General features: G+C 55.0%; 15 protein-coding genes. 6 read left to right on the top strand and 9 right to left on the bottom strand.

Annotated elements, in window-relative coordinates:
- Positions 1–275: 275 nt before the first annotated feature.
- A complete protein-coding gene (locus GEAM_RS06265; protein ID WP_034789601.1) occupies positions 276–1,283 on the top strand; it encodes an alpha/beta hydrolase in 1,008 nt (335 codons plus the stop codon).
- A 60-nt stretch (positions 1,284–1,343) separates the two neighbouring features.
- On the opposite strand, the gene GEAM_RS06260 is transcribed toward GEAM_RS06265, so the two are convergent.
- From GEAM_RS06260 to fusA, 3 genes are all read right to left on the bottom strand, one after another.
- The gene (locus GEAM_RS06260) at positions 1,344–1,655 is read right to left on the bottom strand and encodes a CcdB family protein (protein ID WP_034789600.1); all 312 of its coding nucleotides are present in this window, start codon (positions 1,653–1,655) and stop codon (positions 1,344–1,346) included.
- Positions 1,655–1,894 carry a type II toxin-antitoxin system CcdA family antitoxin gene (locus GEAM_RS06255; protein ID WP_034789830.1) on the bottom strand — a complete coding sequence of 80 codons (240 nt, stop codon included), beginning with the start codon at positions 1,892–1,894 and terminating at the stop codon, positions 1,655–1,657. Before GEAM_RS06255 ends, GEAM_RS06260 begins: the two co-directional genes overlap by 1 nt.
- Positions 1,895–2,059: 165 nt before the next feature.
- Positions 2,060–4,162 carry an elongation factor G gene (gene fusA / locus GEAM_RS06250; protein WP_034789598.1) on the bottom strand — a complete coding sequence of 701 codons (2,103 nt, stop codon included), beginning with the start codon at positions 4,160–4,162 and terminating at the stop codon, positions 2,060–2,062.
- A gap of 221 nt (positions 4,163–4,383) precedes the next feature.
- On the opposite strand from fusA, the gene GEAM_RS06245 reads away from it, so the two are divergent.
- Positions 4,384–4,737 (top strand): ArsR/SmtB family transcription factor, encoded by a 354-nt coding sequence (locus GEAM_RS06245; protein WP_034789596.1) that lies wholly within the window; start codon positions 4,384–4,386, stop codon positions 4,735–4,737.
- Here the strand turns inward: GEAM_RS06245 and GEAM_RS06240 are convergent.
- Positions 4,734–5,651 (bottom strand): LysR family transcriptional regulator, encoded by a 918-nt coding sequence (locus GEAM_RS06240; RefSeq protein WP_034789591.1) that lies wholly within the window; start codon positions 5,649–5,651, stop codon positions 4,734–4,736. The genes GEAM_RS06245 and GEAM_RS06240 overlap by 4 nt on opposite strands.
- Before the next feature lie 112 nt (positions 5,652–5,763).
- Here GEAM_RS06240 and GEAM_RS06235 point away from each other — a divergent pair, with 112 nt between their 5' ends.
- Genes GEAM_RS06235 through GEAM_RS06225 form a run of 3 tightly spaced genes read left to right on the top strand, consistent with a single transcriptional unit; the run spans position 5,764 to position 7,346 of the window.
- Positions 5,764–6,342 carry a chromate transporter gene (locus GEAM_RS06235; protein ID WP_051899432.1) on the top strand — a complete coding sequence of 193 codons (579 nt, stop codon included), beginning with the start codon at positions 5,764–5,766 and terminating at the stop codon, positions 6,340–6,342.
- Positions 6,339–6,860 carry a chromate transporter gene (locus tag GEAM_RS06230; RefSeq protein ID WP_034789587.1) on the top strand — a complete coding sequence of 174 codons (522 nt, stop codon included), beginning with the start codon at positions 6,339–6,341 and terminating at the stop codon, positions 6,858–6,860. The genes GEAM_RS06235 and GEAM_RS06230 overlap by 4 nt, the downstream gene beginning before the upstream one ends.
- 48 nt (positions 6,861–6,908) lie before the next feature.
- Complete coding sequence (locus GEAM_RS06225; RefSeq protein ID WP_034789584.1) at positions 6,909–7,346, top strand: GNAT family N-acetyltransferase; 438 nt, start codon at positions 6,909–6,911, stop codon at positions 7,344–7,346.
- A gap of 46 nt (positions 7,347–7,392) precedes the next feature.
- On the opposite strand, the gene GEAM_RS06220 is transcribed toward GEAM_RS06225, so the two are convergent.
- The 3 genes from GEAM_RS06220 to GEAM_RS06210 form a co-directional block, all read right to left on the bottom strand.
- Positions 7,393–7,683 carry a Bor family protein gene (locus GEAM_RS06220; RefSeq protein WP_034789582.1) on the bottom strand — a complete coding sequence of 97 codons (291 nt, stop codon included), beginning with the start codon at positions 7,681–7,683 and terminating at the stop codon, positions 7,393–7,395.
- Between the two features lie 253 nt (positions 7,684–7,936).
- Entirely contained in the window at positions 7,937–8,224 is a 288-nt protein-coding gene (locus tag GEAM_RS06215; protein ID WP_034789579.1) for a Bor family protein, read from the bottom strand.
- Positions 8,225–8,333: 109 nt separating this feature from the next.
- Positions 8,334–8,990: an O-methyltransferase gene (locus GEAM_RS06210; RefSeq protein ID WP_034789575.1), complete on the bottom strand. Its 657-nt coding sequence runs from the start codon at positions 8,988–8,990 to the stop codon at positions 8,334–8,336.
- 376 nt (positions 8,991–9,366) lie between these two features.
- On the opposite strand from GEAM_RS06210, the gene GEAM_RS06205 reads away from it, so the two are divergent.
- The gene (locus GEAM_RS06205) at positions 9,367–11,484 is read left to right on the top strand and encodes a TonB-dependent siderophore receptor (RefSeq protein WP_034789572.1); all 2,118 of its coding nucleotides are present in this window, start codon (positions 9,367–9,369) and stop codon (positions 11,482–11,484) included.
- 109 nt (positions 11,485–11,593) lie between these two features.
- On the opposite strand, the gene GEAM_RS06200 is transcribed toward GEAM_RS06205, so the two are convergent.
- Positions 11,594–12,178, bottom strand: coding sequence for a TetR/AcrR family transcriptional regulator (locus GEAM_RS06200; RefSeq protein WP_034789569.1), 585 nt, complete (start codon positions 12,176–12,178; stop codon positions 11,594–11,596).
- 62 nt (positions 12,179–12,240) lie between these two features.
- A complete protein-coding gene (locus GEAM_RS06195) occupies positions 12,241–13,356 on the bottom strand; it encodes an HlyD family secretion protein (protein ID WP_034789567.1) in 1,116 nt (371 codons plus the stop codon).
- Positions 13,357–13,412 lie beyond the last annotated feature (56 nt).

The following is a 13,412-nucleotide window of genomic DNA, read 5'->3' as shown; positions in this document are numbered from 1 at the left end:
ACGGCACGCCGAATTTTTATTAATTTTCAGTTAAATAGCCCATCTCTTCACCACACTCTTCTAACCTTTCCCCCACGGCAGACCACTATTGTTGCTACAAAAAAAGCACAAAATGTTATGCCATTGATTTATAGGACCTTAACTATCACTTTTATCCATAATTTGCTTATCGCGCTATTTAAAACATAACAATTAACTTGTGCGCTATTTAATTGCACGATATAAAACATCCCGTCACCACAACATCCTGTTTACAACATAAGCGAGAGAAAATAATGAAACGTAAAATCACTGCAGCCAGCACCTTAGCGTTATCCATGTTATCTGCCAGCGCCTTCGCCGCGCCGGTGCTTGAGCCAACCACTCAGGCTTTTCTCGACTCACTGGCCGGTTCAACGCCGATTTATAAAATGACACCCGCCAACGCCCGCAAGGTACTTGAAGGCGCTCAAGCCAAGCCTGACCACCTGCTGAATGTAGATATTGAAGACAAAGTGCTGCCGATTGGCCCGAAAGGAAAAACCAATATCCGCGTTATTCGCCCTCAGGGCTTTAACCAGAAACTGCCGGTGATTGTGTATTTCCACGGCGCAGGCTGGGTGATGGGCGATAAAAATACTCACGATCGTCTGGTTCGCGAACTGGCGGTGGGCAGTAAGGCAACGCTGGTGTTCGTGGATTACAGCCGCTCTCCGGAAAACCACTATCCGGTGGCGATTGAAGAGGATTATGCCGTGACCAAATACATCGCCGACCACGCCGATGAGTTCAACGTGGATGCATCACGGTTGGCTGTCGCCGGTGATAGCGTCGGTGGCAACATGGCCGCGGTGGTAACCCTGCTGGCTAAAGAGCGCAAGACGCCAGCCATTAAAGCCCAACTGCTGTTCTACCCGGTGACCTCTGCCAACTTTGACAATGGCTCATACCGCGAATTTGCTCAGGGGCCGTGGTTAACCCGCGATGGTATGAAGTGGTTCTGGGACCAATACGAACCGAATGTTGCTAAACGCGAAGATATCTACCATTCGCCGCTGAATGCCACGATTGAACAGCTGAAAGGCTTGCCGCAGGCGATGGTGATCACCGACGAAAACGACGTGCTGCGTGACGAAGGCGAAGCTTATGCTCGCAAACTGACTCAAGCTGGCGTGCGGGTTACCGCCACTCGCTATGTCGGGACCATTCACGACTTCGTGCTGCTTAACGCGCTGTCACAAACGCCAGCGACCCGTGGAGCCATCAGCGAAGCGACAACCTTCCTGAGTGAAAGCTTGAAATAAGCTGCGCCGCGCTTTTCCCTCCCTTGACTCGGGGAGGGAAATACCTTCGCGCCGTGGCGACTAAATCCCCAACACCAGCAGATCCATCGCAGCCACCACTTCATCTCTCACACTACCCGCATTGATCACCGGCTGATGCCGTAACTCCTGCATACTAATGCTGGTCAATAGATTGGTCATAACCAGATAATGCTGGCCCGAAACCTCGATGGAAGGATGTAATTGCTTGATAGCTTTAAGGTTGTCAATTGAGGTTAAGGGGATCACCACGCGCTCATTGAGCCGCTCAAACAGGGGGTTTTGGATATCCATAAAGAAGGGATACTTGCTCTTTCCCGCGCCAAGATTTTCATAAATATCGAATTGCGCCATTACAACACGCCCCTTCCTTGTGAAAATAACCCGGCCTCTTCGGTGAAGGCATTGCATGAATCGATGGCTTGCTGATTTTCTTCCATGAACTGTTTCCTCTGCTGTTCCCTGACGGCTTCTTTTAACGCTATGTCAAAAGTCGCGGATAAATTAATGCCTAACGCTTTGGCTTGCTCCAGCAGCTCAGCGTTTAACGTGACGTTGGTTCTTCGCTTGGCCTTGGGCGAAATAACTGACATTACACACTCCTTGTATTCATCAAAGATGTGTATGATTTTCACACACTTCAGATGCTCATGCCAATACATCTTAACCTCCTTATTTCACCGTGAACTAAGTCCCTTGCCCAACTGCCAAAAAAAACGGCCCTTTCAGGCCGTTTCGTTGTACTCCATTTTTACTGATTAGCCACGCGCGGCGATGATGCTTTCTGCGACGTTGCGCGGTGCCTCGGCGTAATGGCTGAACTCCATGGTGTAGGTTGCACGGCCCTGCGACATAGATCGCAGCGAGGTCGAGTAACCAAACATCTCGGAGAGCGGCACTTCGGCTTTGATGATCTTGCCGCCACCGCCGGCGATCTCTTCCATACCCTGCACCGTACCGCGACGGGAAGATAAATCGCCCATCACGCCACCGGCGTAGTCTTCCGGCGTTTCCACTTCAACGCGCATCATCGGCTCGAGGATAACCGGGCTGGCCTGACGCGCCGCCTCTTTGAAACCAAAGATAGCCGCCATTTTGAAAGCCATTTCCGAGGAATCCACCTCGTGAGATGAACCGAAGGTCAATGTCACCTTGACATCCACCACCGGATATCCGGCCAAAATGCCGTTGTTCAGCGCTTCAACCACCCCTTTTTCAACTGCCGGAATAAACTCACGTGGCACCACCCCGCCTTTGGTGGCATCAACAAAGGCAAAACCTTTGCCCGCTTCCTGCGGTTCGAGGGTGAACACCACGTGGCCGTACTGGCCTTTACCGCCGGACTGGCGCACAAATTTGCCGTCAACGTCGGTTACCGTTTTGCGCACGGTTTCACGATAAGTCACCTGAGGCTTACCGATATTGGCTTCGACGCCAAACTCGCGCTTCATACGGTCAACGATGATCTCCAGATGCAACTCGCCCATGCCAGAGATGATCGTCTGCCCGGACTCTTCGTCAGTACGAATACGGAACGACGGGTCCTCCGACGCCAATCGTGACAGCGCAATGCCCATTTTCTCCTGATCGGCCTTGGTTTTTGGCTCGATAGCCTGTGAAATCACCGGCTCAGGGAACTCCATGCGTACCAGAGTGATGATGTCAGACGGGTCACACAGGGTCTCCCCAGTGGTCACGTCTTTCAGACCCACGCAGGCCGCAATATCGCCCGCGCGGATCTCATCAATCTCAATACGATCGTTAGCATGCATCTGCACAATACGGCCGATTCGCTCTTTCTTGCCGCGCACCGGGTTGTAGACGCTATCGCCCTTCTTCAACACGCCTGAATAGACGCGCACGAAGGTCAATTGCCCCACATAGGGGTCGGTCATCAGTTTGAACGCCAGTGCCGAGAACTTCTCGTTGTCGTCAGAATGACGGAACACTTCCTGATCTTTCTCGTCGGTGCCCGCAACTGGCGGGATATCCAGCGGAGAAGGCATCAGTTCGACCACCGCGTCGAGCATGCGCTGCACGCCTTTGTTCTTAAAGGCGCTGCCGCACAGCATCGGCTGAATCTCACCGGCAATCGTGCGAATACGCAGACCTTGGGTGATTTCGTCTTCGGACAGGTCACCTTCTTCAAGGTACTTATCCATCAACGCATCATTGGCCTCGGCCGCCGCAGAGACCATTTTTTCGCGCCACTCTTCGGCCAACGCCTGCAAATCCGCAGGGATCGGCTCGTAGCGGAAGGTCATGCCCTGCGTCTCGTCATCCCACAGGATGGCGCGCATTTTGCGTAAATCGACCACGCCGACGAAGTTCTCTTCGCTACCAATCGGGATAACAATCGGCACCGGATTAGCTTTCAGTCGGTCAACCATCATCTGGCGAACGCGGAAGAAGTTAGCCCCCGGACGGTCCATTTTGTTGACGAAAGCCAGACGCGGCACTTTGTACTTGTTGGCCTGACGCCACACGGTTTCCGACTGCGGCTGTACGCCGCCGACCGAGTCATAGACCATCACCGCGCCGTCGAGCACGCGCATTGAGCGCTCAACTTCGATGGTGAAATCGACGTGCCCCGGGGTGTCGATAATATTGATGCGGTGGGCATCAAACGAGTGGTCCATACCCTGCCAGAAACAGGTCACCGCCGCCGAAGTGATGGTGATCCCGCGTTCTTGTTCTTGCGCCATCCAGTCCGTCGTCGCACCGCCATCATGCACTTCACCCAGCTTATGGTTCATGCCGGTGTAAAACAGGATGCGCTCGGTGGTGGTGGTTTTACCGGCGTCGATGTGTGCTGAGATACCGATATTGCGGTAGCGCTCAATGGGGGTTTGGCGAGCCATATAACGTCCTTACGTGATGGATGGCAAAGTTGACGGCCTGCGTTGTGCAGTTTTTCGTCATTTCATTTAACGAGCGGTATAATACAACTGTACGAGTATATTCGTACAATAAATTTATTCTATTAGTGAAATCGTCGTGATGTGTGCTTTAAACAGTGTAGCTGTATGAGCTATATTGCGCGTCCCACGCACGTCGGCGTGAAACCAAGAGGATCAGTCCAATGATAGCGAACCACCCCGAGCGCGAGCAGATTCGCTTAGAAAACGTGCTGACAGCACTGGGCAATCCGCTGCGTTTAGCCGTAGTACGCACGCTGGCCAAAGGCGGCGAACACCCTTGCGGAACCCTGTTGCAGGGCTTGTCGAAATCGACCTTAACCCACCACTGGCGGGTGTTGCGCGACAGCGGCGTTATCTGGCAGCGCCCGGACGGCCGCGCCAACTTGTTATCTCTGCGTCGCGAAGACCTCGACGCACGCTTCCCCGGTTTACTCGACTCCCTATTGAGCGCCATTGAATCCGACTCCAGCACGCTGGAAGCCACGGTGCGCCACATCTCCGAAGAACATCTTTAATTATCAATCAGCTGAGTGCGCAGTAACTCACAGAATGTATTGATAATCGCCGAGGCGTCGCTGTCTTCGCGGCGAGCCAAATAGAGTGGCGCGCTGAGCTGCGCCTGCGCCACCAGCGGCAGAAACACCATCCCTTCTCCGCCCAGCCGAGTAATTGACTGCGGCACGATAGACACGCCAAGCCCCGCGCCCACCAAGCTTAGGCATGAAGTCAAACGCGGCGCTTCTTGCACTATCTGCGGGCTGAACCCGGCGCGGAAACAGGCCGCCAGAATGGCGTCGTACAGCCCCTGTCCCGCCGGGCGTCGGTAAAGGACAAAAGGCTCATTCGCCAGAATTTTGAGGGAAATCGGCTCGTCGCGCGGCAGCGTTGCCAGCCGATGCCTCGCCGGAAGCGCCACCAGCATTGGCTCCTGCAACACGCGTTCCACCTTCAATTCCGGCATGCCGTGAACCGGCATCCTGACAAACGCGAGGTCAATGCGCTGCGCCAGCACGCCCTGCAATAGTTCGGTGCTTCCCGCCTCTTCCAGTTGAGTGCTCACAGTGGGATAAATTTCGCGATAGCGGCGCAGCACTTCCGGCACAAAGGAGTGCAGCGCGGAAGAGCTGGTGAAGCCGACAGTGATGCTCCCCTGCTTGCCCTGCGCCGCGCGCTGCATCGCCGCCTCCAGCTGATCGGCGCGAGAAAGCAGCGCCCGCGCCTCTTGCAGCAGCACGCTTCCGGCGTCAGTCGCCACCACACCGCGCGGCTGGCGAACCAGCAGCGGCACGCCAAAATCCTGCTCCAGCCCCTGCAATAAGCGACTTAACGGCGGCTGCTGAATAAACAGACGCTCGGCGGCGCGGGAAATACTGCCTTCTTCGACCACGGTAACAAACGCGCGGAGTTTTCGCAGATCCAGCTTTGACATACCTTTTAGGTATCCTTTGTGGTCATTAAATGCATTAGACATCATGGCACGCCGCCGCGCATTATGGCAAAAAAACCAGAGCGTAAAGCACGCTTTTCAGGGAATTACCATCATGACTCAACACTCTTTAGAGACCCGTTCTCACCATGAAGCCGAGCTGCACACACCCGACTGTCGGCAACTGTTTATGGGCTTTTTTATTCTCGGCCTGACCGGATTTGGCGGCGTGCTGCCGATGGCGAGACACATGCTGGTCGAAAAGCGCCGTTGGCTGAGCGCCGCGCAGTTCACCGAGCTGTTAGGGCTGTGCCAGTTCCTGCCCGGCGGCAACATTATTAATTTGTCAGTCGCGCTGGGGATGGAGTTTCGCGGGCTGCGCGGCGCACTGTCGGCTTTAATGGGGCTAATACTGGCGCCCACTATCTGCGTGGTGCTACTCGGGCTGGTGTATGCCCGCTATCAAAACGATGTGCTGATCGAGCATCTGTTTGCCGGGCTGGCGGCCGCGGCGGGTGGCCTGTTGCTCTCCACCGGCGTCAAGATGCTGGCTCCGCTGTGGGGTAAATGGTTGCAGTTGGTCGTGGTGGCCGTTGGTGTTATCGCCATTGCCGGATTCCGTATCCCGATGCTGCCCGTGATGCTGGTGCTGGCCCCGATCAGTATTTTCATCTGTGCGAGGAGCAAAGCATGAGCGCGGTACTGATTTCTCTGGCTTTACTCTTTACCCAGCTTTCGGTTTTGGCCTTCGGCGGCGGCAATACCATTTTGCCGGAGATGCAGCGCGAAGTGGTGCAAGTGCATCATTGGATGAGTGCTCAGGAGTTCAGCGCCCTGTTCGCCTTGGCGCAGGCGGCTCCCGGCCCGAACATGATGATAGTACCGCTGGTCGGCTGGCAGGTGGCGGGCTGGGCGGGACTGCTGGTGTCGTCTCTGGCGAAATTTGGCCCCTCTTCCATCATTACACTTATCGTGATGGGCGGCTGGAAACGCTACAAAGACCGACCATGGCGGCAAATCGTTCAGCGCGGGCTGGTGCCGGTGACCGTCGGCTTGGTGGTTTCTAGCGGCTTGTTGATAGCCAAGGCCACGGCGCCTAATCTGAGCATGGCGGCGGTGATTGCTATCTGCACGCTGATGGCGGTAAGCAAGCGTTTTCACCCGCTGTGGGTGCTGGCGGTAGGCGCGGTGCTCGGGCTGGCGTTGGGCTGACAATCCACTTATTATCGGCCTAACGCGCTGATAATAAGGACAACAGCAATGAATGGCATCGTTGAAACGCATGAAGCAGAGTTTGACCGAATTATTGAGGTCTGGGAAAGCTCGGTCAGGGCCACGCATGATTTTCTGCAAGAGGCGGATATCGCCGCGATGCGCCCGCAAATACGCCATAACTATTTGCAAGCCGTGAAGCTGCGGGTGTTTAAAGACGCAGACTCAGTGATTCAGGGGTTTGTCGGGGTATCGGAGGGCAATGTGGAAATGCTGTTTGTGGCACCTGAAGCCCACGGCAAAGGGATTGGTAAAGCCCTGTTGCAGTACGCCGTCGAGCAGATGAACGCCACTAAGCTGGACGTCAATGAGCAGAACCCGCAGGCGCTGGCTTTCTATCAGAAACAAGGCTTTAGCGTGGTTTCCCGCTCCAGCCATGATGGTCAGGGCAATCCTTTCCCCCTGTTGCACATGCAACTTTCATAAAATAAGAAACGGGCGCACTAAGCACCCGTTTAACACACAGCCAGACCTATTGCGCGCAGTAGACGCGCGCTTCACGCGGAGAGTAGATGCCGAAAGTCACCAGACTCAACAGCCCGTTCACGAAGGTTTCCTGCACTTCCACGCGAGAAACTTTATCCGCGCCGCCGCACACTTTCGCTGCATCAACCATTTTGTGCTGCCCAATACCGTTGACGAAGAAGTGATGTGTGGTCACTGCTTTAGGTTGAGTCGCCACGCCTTGATCCATATTGAACGTCTGTTGAGCACAACCAGACAGCAGAGCAGCAAAAGCCACGGTCAGTAATACTTTTTTCATCATTAATCCCTTAAAAATTCCCACATTTTTGCCAGAGGGCGACTTGCCCTTTTAAGCGTTCTATTAACAGTTTCATCCAAGTGAAACTGACGATTAAGACGCTGGTGAAAATGTGAAGTTCCGGCTTTTCAGATTAGGGGGGATGAATGAGTCATGTTGTTTTTAGAATTATGGCCGCCAAGCCTTGTGCAGCCTGACTTTAGATGTGAAAACGGGCGCACTCGGCGCCCGTTAAGCAAGGATAAATATCCTATTATGCGCAGTAAACGCGCGCTTCACGCGGGGTGTAGATACCAAAGGTCACGATGCTCAGCAGAACGTTAGGGAAGGTTTCCTGAACTTCTACGCGAGAAACTTTATCTGCGCCGCCACAGACTTTCGCTGCATCAACCATTTTGTGCTGACCAATACCGCTGACGAAGAAGTGATGCGTGGTCACTTCTTTCGGCTTAGTCGCCACGCCCTGACCCAAGTTGAAAGTCTGTTGAGCACAACCAGACAGCAGCACGGCAAAAGCAGCGGTAAGTAATACTTTTTTCATCAAAAATCCCTTATTAACCCTAAAAATTAAAATAGAACGACCTATTGCGGAATTCTTATCGGAAATTTAGGGCAAAGGTTTAGGGATATTTGAGTAATTACTTCATTTATTACAAAACGCGGGCCAGCAAGAAGCCATCCCAGCCTTTACTGCCGACGGTTTGCAGCGCGGTGGCACTCAGGCGCGGCTCTTCGGCAATCAGGTCGAAGAAGCTTCTCACGCCCTGCACGCGATCGTCGTCGCTGGCGGGATTGACCACTTCGCCGTCGCGCACCACGTTGTCACCGATGATCAATGTACCGGGCCGTGAGAGCTTGAGCGCCCATTGCAGGTAATGAGGATTATTCGGTTTGTCGGCGTCGATGAAAATCATATCGAACGGGCCTGAATCAATTAGCGCAGGTAAAGTGTCCAGCGCCGGGCCTTGGTGCAGCTTGATACGCGACTGCAAACCCGCCAGTTCTATATTTTGCCGCGCCACCTGTGCATGGTGCTGGTCGGCCTCCAGCGTCACCACCTCCCCGCCCTCCGGCAAGGCGCGGGCCAGCCACACCGTGCTGTATGCGCCCAAGGTGCCGATCTCCAGAATGCGTTTTGCTCCGACCATTTGGGCAAACAGCGCCAGAAGTTTCCCCTGATTAGGTGCCACGTCGTGGGCGGGCAATCCGGCTCGCGCATTATTTTGCAAAATCGCGTCCAGCGTGTCGTCACTGCCCACCAGTTTATCCACGATATAGCTGTCAACCTGCTGCCATTTTTCACTCATTAGCTTCTCCGCACATGTTGAATCATTGCCAAAAATTTACTTAACACTTTGTTAACAAGCAATGTTGAGTTAAGCCGTAATAGAGCAAAAAGCGGCCAATTCCATGATAAATATGAGGATAAAAAACAACCTCATTTTAAATTTTTATTAAAAGTTCCCTTGAAATTGAAAAACAATAATGATAACAATTATCATTAAGTTTAGCATTCACGTAAGTTATGAATAAACACCCACTTTCAGCGGGTGTTTTTGTTGTGGCAATAACCCCCCGCGAATGCCCGGCTTTTAAGCTCAGATGACGCCGTCATGGGCTTTTTTTACACACACACTTTTTATAACTCGATATTTCATCTCGATATCTATAGGGACTTTGAATATGTTGTTGGCCTTCCCTCTAAAACGCTCGGTGCTATTGTGCGCCGTAGCGCTGACGCTACCTGCTGCCTCGTTCGCTGAAGACACCGTTGTCGTGACCGCAGCTCCGCCACAAACTGCCGATACCCCGACTCAGGGTTACAACGCGAAAACCAGTCGTACAGCAACCAAAACCGATCAGCCGATCATCACCACCGGTCAGGCTGTGTCAGTAGTGACTCGTCAGCAGATGGACGACCAGAACGCCACCACCGTTAACGCCGCGCTGAACTATACGCCGGGCGTGTTCACCAACTTCGCCGGTGGCGCAACCCGTTACGACACCATTTCTCTGCGCGGTTTCCACGGCGGTGACGTCAACAACACCTTCCTTGATGGCCTGCGTATTCTGAGCGATGGCGGCAGCTACAACTCCATTCAGGTTGACCCATGGTTCCTCGAGCGTATCGACGTGCTGAAAGGCCCCTCTTCTGCCCTCTACGGCCAGAGCATTCCGGGCGGCATCGTGATGGAAACCTCCAAGCGCCCGCAGTTCACTGAAGAAGGCCACTTCCGTCTGTCAGGCGGCACGCAAAACACTAAAGGCGGCGCGTTCGATTACACCAACGCCATCAATGACCAGTGGGCTTTCCGCCTGACCGGCATGACCCGCAGCAGCGACACCCAGTACGACCACCAGCGCGAAGAGCGTTATGCCATCTCTCCACAGCTGATGTGGCAGCCGGATGAAAACACCTCCCTGTTACTGCGCGCTTATCTGCAAAAAGACCCGTCCGGCGGTTATCACGCCGCAGTCCCTGCCGACGGCAGCCTGTACGGCGATCGCCTGAGCCGTGGCTTCTTCGACGGCGAGTCTTCGCTGAACCAGTTCAAACGCTGGGAGCAGATTTATAGCTACGAATTCCGCCACGCGTTTAACGACGTCTGGTCATTCCGCCAAAACACCAGCTACACCCACTCCAACACCGAGTTGGATCAGGTCTATCAGGCTGGCTGGAATGCCGATCGCACCTTGATGAACCGCTACTACAGTGGCGAAACTTCCTCTCTGGACAGCGTGGCAGTAGATAACCAGTTGGAAGCGGACTTTGCGACCGGCGAGCTGGAGCATAAAGTGGTGGTTGGTTTCGACTACTCCTACTTTATGAATGACCTGAAATCTCAAGGCGCGACGGCCAGCCAGTTGAACCCGTACACCGGCTACACCGGTGGTCCAAATCTGGCGTTCTATAGCGACAAAACCGGCAAAAACCGTTATGAGCAGAATGGCACTTACATTCAGGATGATATGGCGTGGAACCAGTGGCATCTGACCCTGTCCGGCCGTTATGACCGCCTGAAAACCAAAACTGCCGCCGTGGACACCATCGGCCTGACCGACGTGACCACCGAGCGTACTGATAGCCACTTCAATAGCCGCGCTTCCCTGCTGTACGCGTTTGAAAACGGCATCTCTCCTTATGTCAGCTACAGCCAGGCGATGACCCCTTCTGCTCTGCCGGGGCCAAACAACACCCTGCTGAAACCGATGCAAAGCGAGCAGTATGAAGCCGGTATCAAGTACCAGCCGGTCGGCACTTCCGACATGTATACCGCGGCGATTTATGACCTGACGCAGGACGACGTGGGCAACCGCGTGGTGGTGGGCAGCTACTATGAGCCTGCGGGTAAAATCCGTTCTCAAGGTCTTGAGCTGGAAGCGAAGAAGCAAGTTACCGATCGCTTTAACGTGATGGCGGGCTACACCTACAACAAAGTGCGCTTTGACGACTCCACCACCAACGACGGCAACACCCCGTACGTGACGCCAAAACAGATGGCTTCCATCTGGGGCCAGTACAACACGCCGGTTGGTGTTGATCTGGGCGCGGGCGTGCGTTACATCGGCACCCAGTGGGCCGATAACGAAAACACCCTGCACATGCCGTCTGCCACGCTGGTTGATGCGTCAGTACGTATGAATCTGGCGCAGTTCAACCCGCAGCTGAAAGGCGCGTACGTGCAGCTGAATGCTAACAACCTGTTCGACAAGAAATATGTCGCAGCCTGTTACGGCACCAGCTACTGCTACTGGGGTCAGGAGCGTACCGTGGTGGCAACCGTGGGTTACGACTTCTAATTGCAGACTTAAAAGGGACAACCTTCACACGTTAACCTTAAACACAAAAAACAAAGCCCTGAATATTCAGGGCTTTTTTATTGCAGCGAACACAGGTCGAACCGCAGGATTAATGCAGAGCCAGTTGCGCCATGATGCGTTTTTTGGCCTCGACCAACAGGGCATCTGACTTAGCCGGGTCCGGCTCGCAGCGCGCCAGTGACAGCGTGCCCATCAACTCGGCGCTCAGTGCTACCGCCGCCGTTTCTGGCTTCTCCACGCCCATCTCGCGCAGTTGGCCAATCACCATGCCACGCAGCCTGCCGATGCCTTGGGCGAAAGCCGTGCGGCACGGTGGCGTCATACGCGGCGCTTCGGTGAGCAATACCGCCACCGGGCAGCCCTGCGACGGGTTATCGCGATGCCACGGCGACAGGTAGAAGTCGATATATCCCGCCAACTGCTCGCGGGCGTTCAGGTCTTGGTTATCCCTGTCCCAGCGCGCCATACTTTGGTCAAACATTTGGCCAATGGCGGCTTCAATCAGGGCCTCTTTCGATGCGAAGTGAGCATAAAATCCGCCATGGGTTAACCCAGCCTGGCTCATCACCCCGGCTACGCTGACCTTTTCCGGACCATTGATGCGAATTGCTTTAGCCGCCTCTTTGAGGATTTGCTCGCGAATCTTCGCCTTATGTTCACTTTCGTAACGCATGATTAACTTCCTGATTGGTGAGACCTCTAGCCCCGCTAGTCTACCGCAGCGCGCTGCGACATTCACTCATGCAGGCTAACCTTGGCATCAACGGACAAACCCGGTCGCAGCGCGGCCAGCCCCTGCTGGTCGGCATCGAGATGAATACGCACCGGCACGCGCTGGACGATTTTGGTGAAGTTGCCCGTGCCCGGCTCAAACGGCAGCAGCGCGAAGGTAGAACCCGACCCCGGCGCCAAACTGTCGACCACGCCGTGCAATTTAACATCCGGCAGCGCATCGACGCTGACCGACACCTTCTGCCCCGGCTGAATCCGCTCGGTTTGCGTCTCTTTGAAGTTAGCCACCACATAGAGATCGTTGAGCGGCACCAGCGTCATCAGGCGCTGACCCGGCGTCACATAGTCGCCAATTTGCACCTGTCGGTTGCCAACCACGCCGTCAATCGCCGCGGTAATAGTGGTGTGGCGCTGATCCTGCTGGGCTAAATCCAGTGCCGCCTGCGCCTTCTGCAACGCGGCCTGCGCCAGAGCCAGTGACGCCTGAATCTCGGCGCGCTGGGCGTGAGTCACCTGCGCCTGATTCTGCGCCACGTCGAGCATCGCACTGGCATGGGCGGCGTTTTGCTCGGCGGTCACGGCGGTAGTTTTGAAGCGTTCAGCGTCATTGCGCGAGGTCGCGCCGCTGTTGACCAGCGCCTGATAGCGCCGCTGCTCGTCTTGCGCATGCTGCTGCTCGGCGAGAGAAGAACGGATCGCCGTGCGCGCGGCCTGAATTTGCGTCTGCGCCAGTTGCTCCTGCGCCTGCTGGCTAACCAGCGCTGCCTGTTGTGCCTCGACCTGCGCCTTGGCGTCGGCCACGTCGCCCTCCGCCGCCGCGACGCGCGCGTTGAACTCTTCGCTGTCGATAGCCACCAGCGGCTGCCCGGCCTTCACCCACTGGTTGTGTTTCACCAGCACGTTAGAGATAAAACCTTTGACCCTCGGCGCGACCGTGGTGGCATCCGCACTGACGTAAGCATCGTCGGTTGACTCTGTCGACGGCGCGGCCAGCAGCCACGCTGCACCGCCCAATGCCACCGCCAGCGCAATGCCGCTCACCACCCAAATACGCGGCGAACGGCGCGTTTTCTCTTTCCCCTGAATCTCCGGCGCCCCGCTAACTGTTGCTTCACTCATTTTTCTTCTCACTCATTGCATGATGGCGATCATATTAATATGATGCTCATCATATA

Origin of the sequence: Ewingella americana ATCC 33852 (genome assembly GCF_000735345.1) — a bacterium.
GTDB classification, from domain to species: domain Bacteria; phylum Pseudomonadota; class Gammaproteobacteria; order Enterobacterales; family Enterobacteriaceae; genus Ewingella; species Ewingella americana.
This window is presented reverse-complemented; position numbering and strand designations above follow the sequence as displayed.

Excerpts from the sequence above, each read along its gene's own strand:
- GEAM_RS06265 (WP_034789601.1), top strand. The coding sequence starts at position 276 with ATGAAACGTAAAATCACTGCAGCCAGCACCTTAGCGTTATCCATGTTA.
- GEAM_RS06260 (WP_034789600.1), bottom strand. The coding sequence starts at position 1,655 with ATGGCGCAATTCGATATTTATGAAAATCTTGGCGCGGGAAAGAGCAAG.
- GEAM_RS06255 (WP_034789830.1), bottom strand. The coding sequence starts at position 1,894 with ATGTCAGTTATTTCGCCCAAGGCCAAGCGAAGAACCAACGTCACGTTA.
- fusA (WP_034789598.1), bottom strand. The coding sequence starts at position 4,162 with ATGGCTCGCCAAACCCCCATTGAGCGCTACCGCAATATCGGTATCTCA.
- GEAM_RS06245 (WP_034789596.1), top strand. The coding sequence starts at position 4,384 with ATGATAGCGAACCACCCCGAGCGCGAGCAGATTCGCTTAGAAAACGTG.
- GEAM_RS06240 (WP_034789591.1), bottom strand. The coding sequence starts at position 5,651 with ATGTCAAAGCTGGATCTGCGAAAACTCCGCGCGTTTGTTACCGTGGTC.
- GEAM_RS06235 (WP_051899432.1), top strand. The coding sequence starts at position 5,764 with ATGACTCAACACTCTTTAGAGACCCGTTCTCACCATGAAGCCGAGCTG.
- GEAM_RS06230 (WP_034789587.1), top strand. The coding sequence starts at position 6,339 with ATGAGCGCGGTACTGATTTCTCTGGCTTTACTCTTTACCCAGCTTTCG.
- GEAM_RS06225 (WP_034789584.1), top strand. The coding sequence starts at position 6,909 with ATGAATGGCATCGTTGAAACGCATGAAGCAGAGTTTGACCGAATTATT.
- GEAM_RS06220 (WP_034789582.1), bottom strand. The coding sequence starts at position 7,683 with ATGAAAAAAGTATTACTGACCGTGGCTTTTGCTGCTCTGCTGTCTGGT.
- GEAM_RS06215 (WP_034789579.1), bottom strand. The coding sequence starts at position 8,224 with ATGAAAAAAGTATTACTTACCGCTGCTTTTGCCGTGCTGCTGTCTGGT.
- GEAM_RS06210 (WP_034789575.1), bottom strand. The coding sequence starts at position 8,990 with ATGAGTGAAAAATGGCAGCAGGTTGACAGCTATATCGTGGATAAACTG.
- GEAM_RS06205 (WP_034789572.1), top strand. The coding sequence starts at position 9,367 with ATGTTGTTGGCCTTCCCTCTAAAACGCTCGGTGCTATTGTGCGCCGTA.
- GEAM_RS06200 (WP_034789569.1), bottom strand. The coding sequence starts at position 12,178 with ATGCGTTACGAAAGTGAACATAAGGCGAAGATTCGCGAGCAAATCCTC.
- GEAM_RS06195 (WP_034789567.1), bottom strand. The coding sequence starts at position 13,356 with ATGAGTGAAGCAACAGTTAGCGGGGCGCCGGAGATTCAGGGGAAAGAG.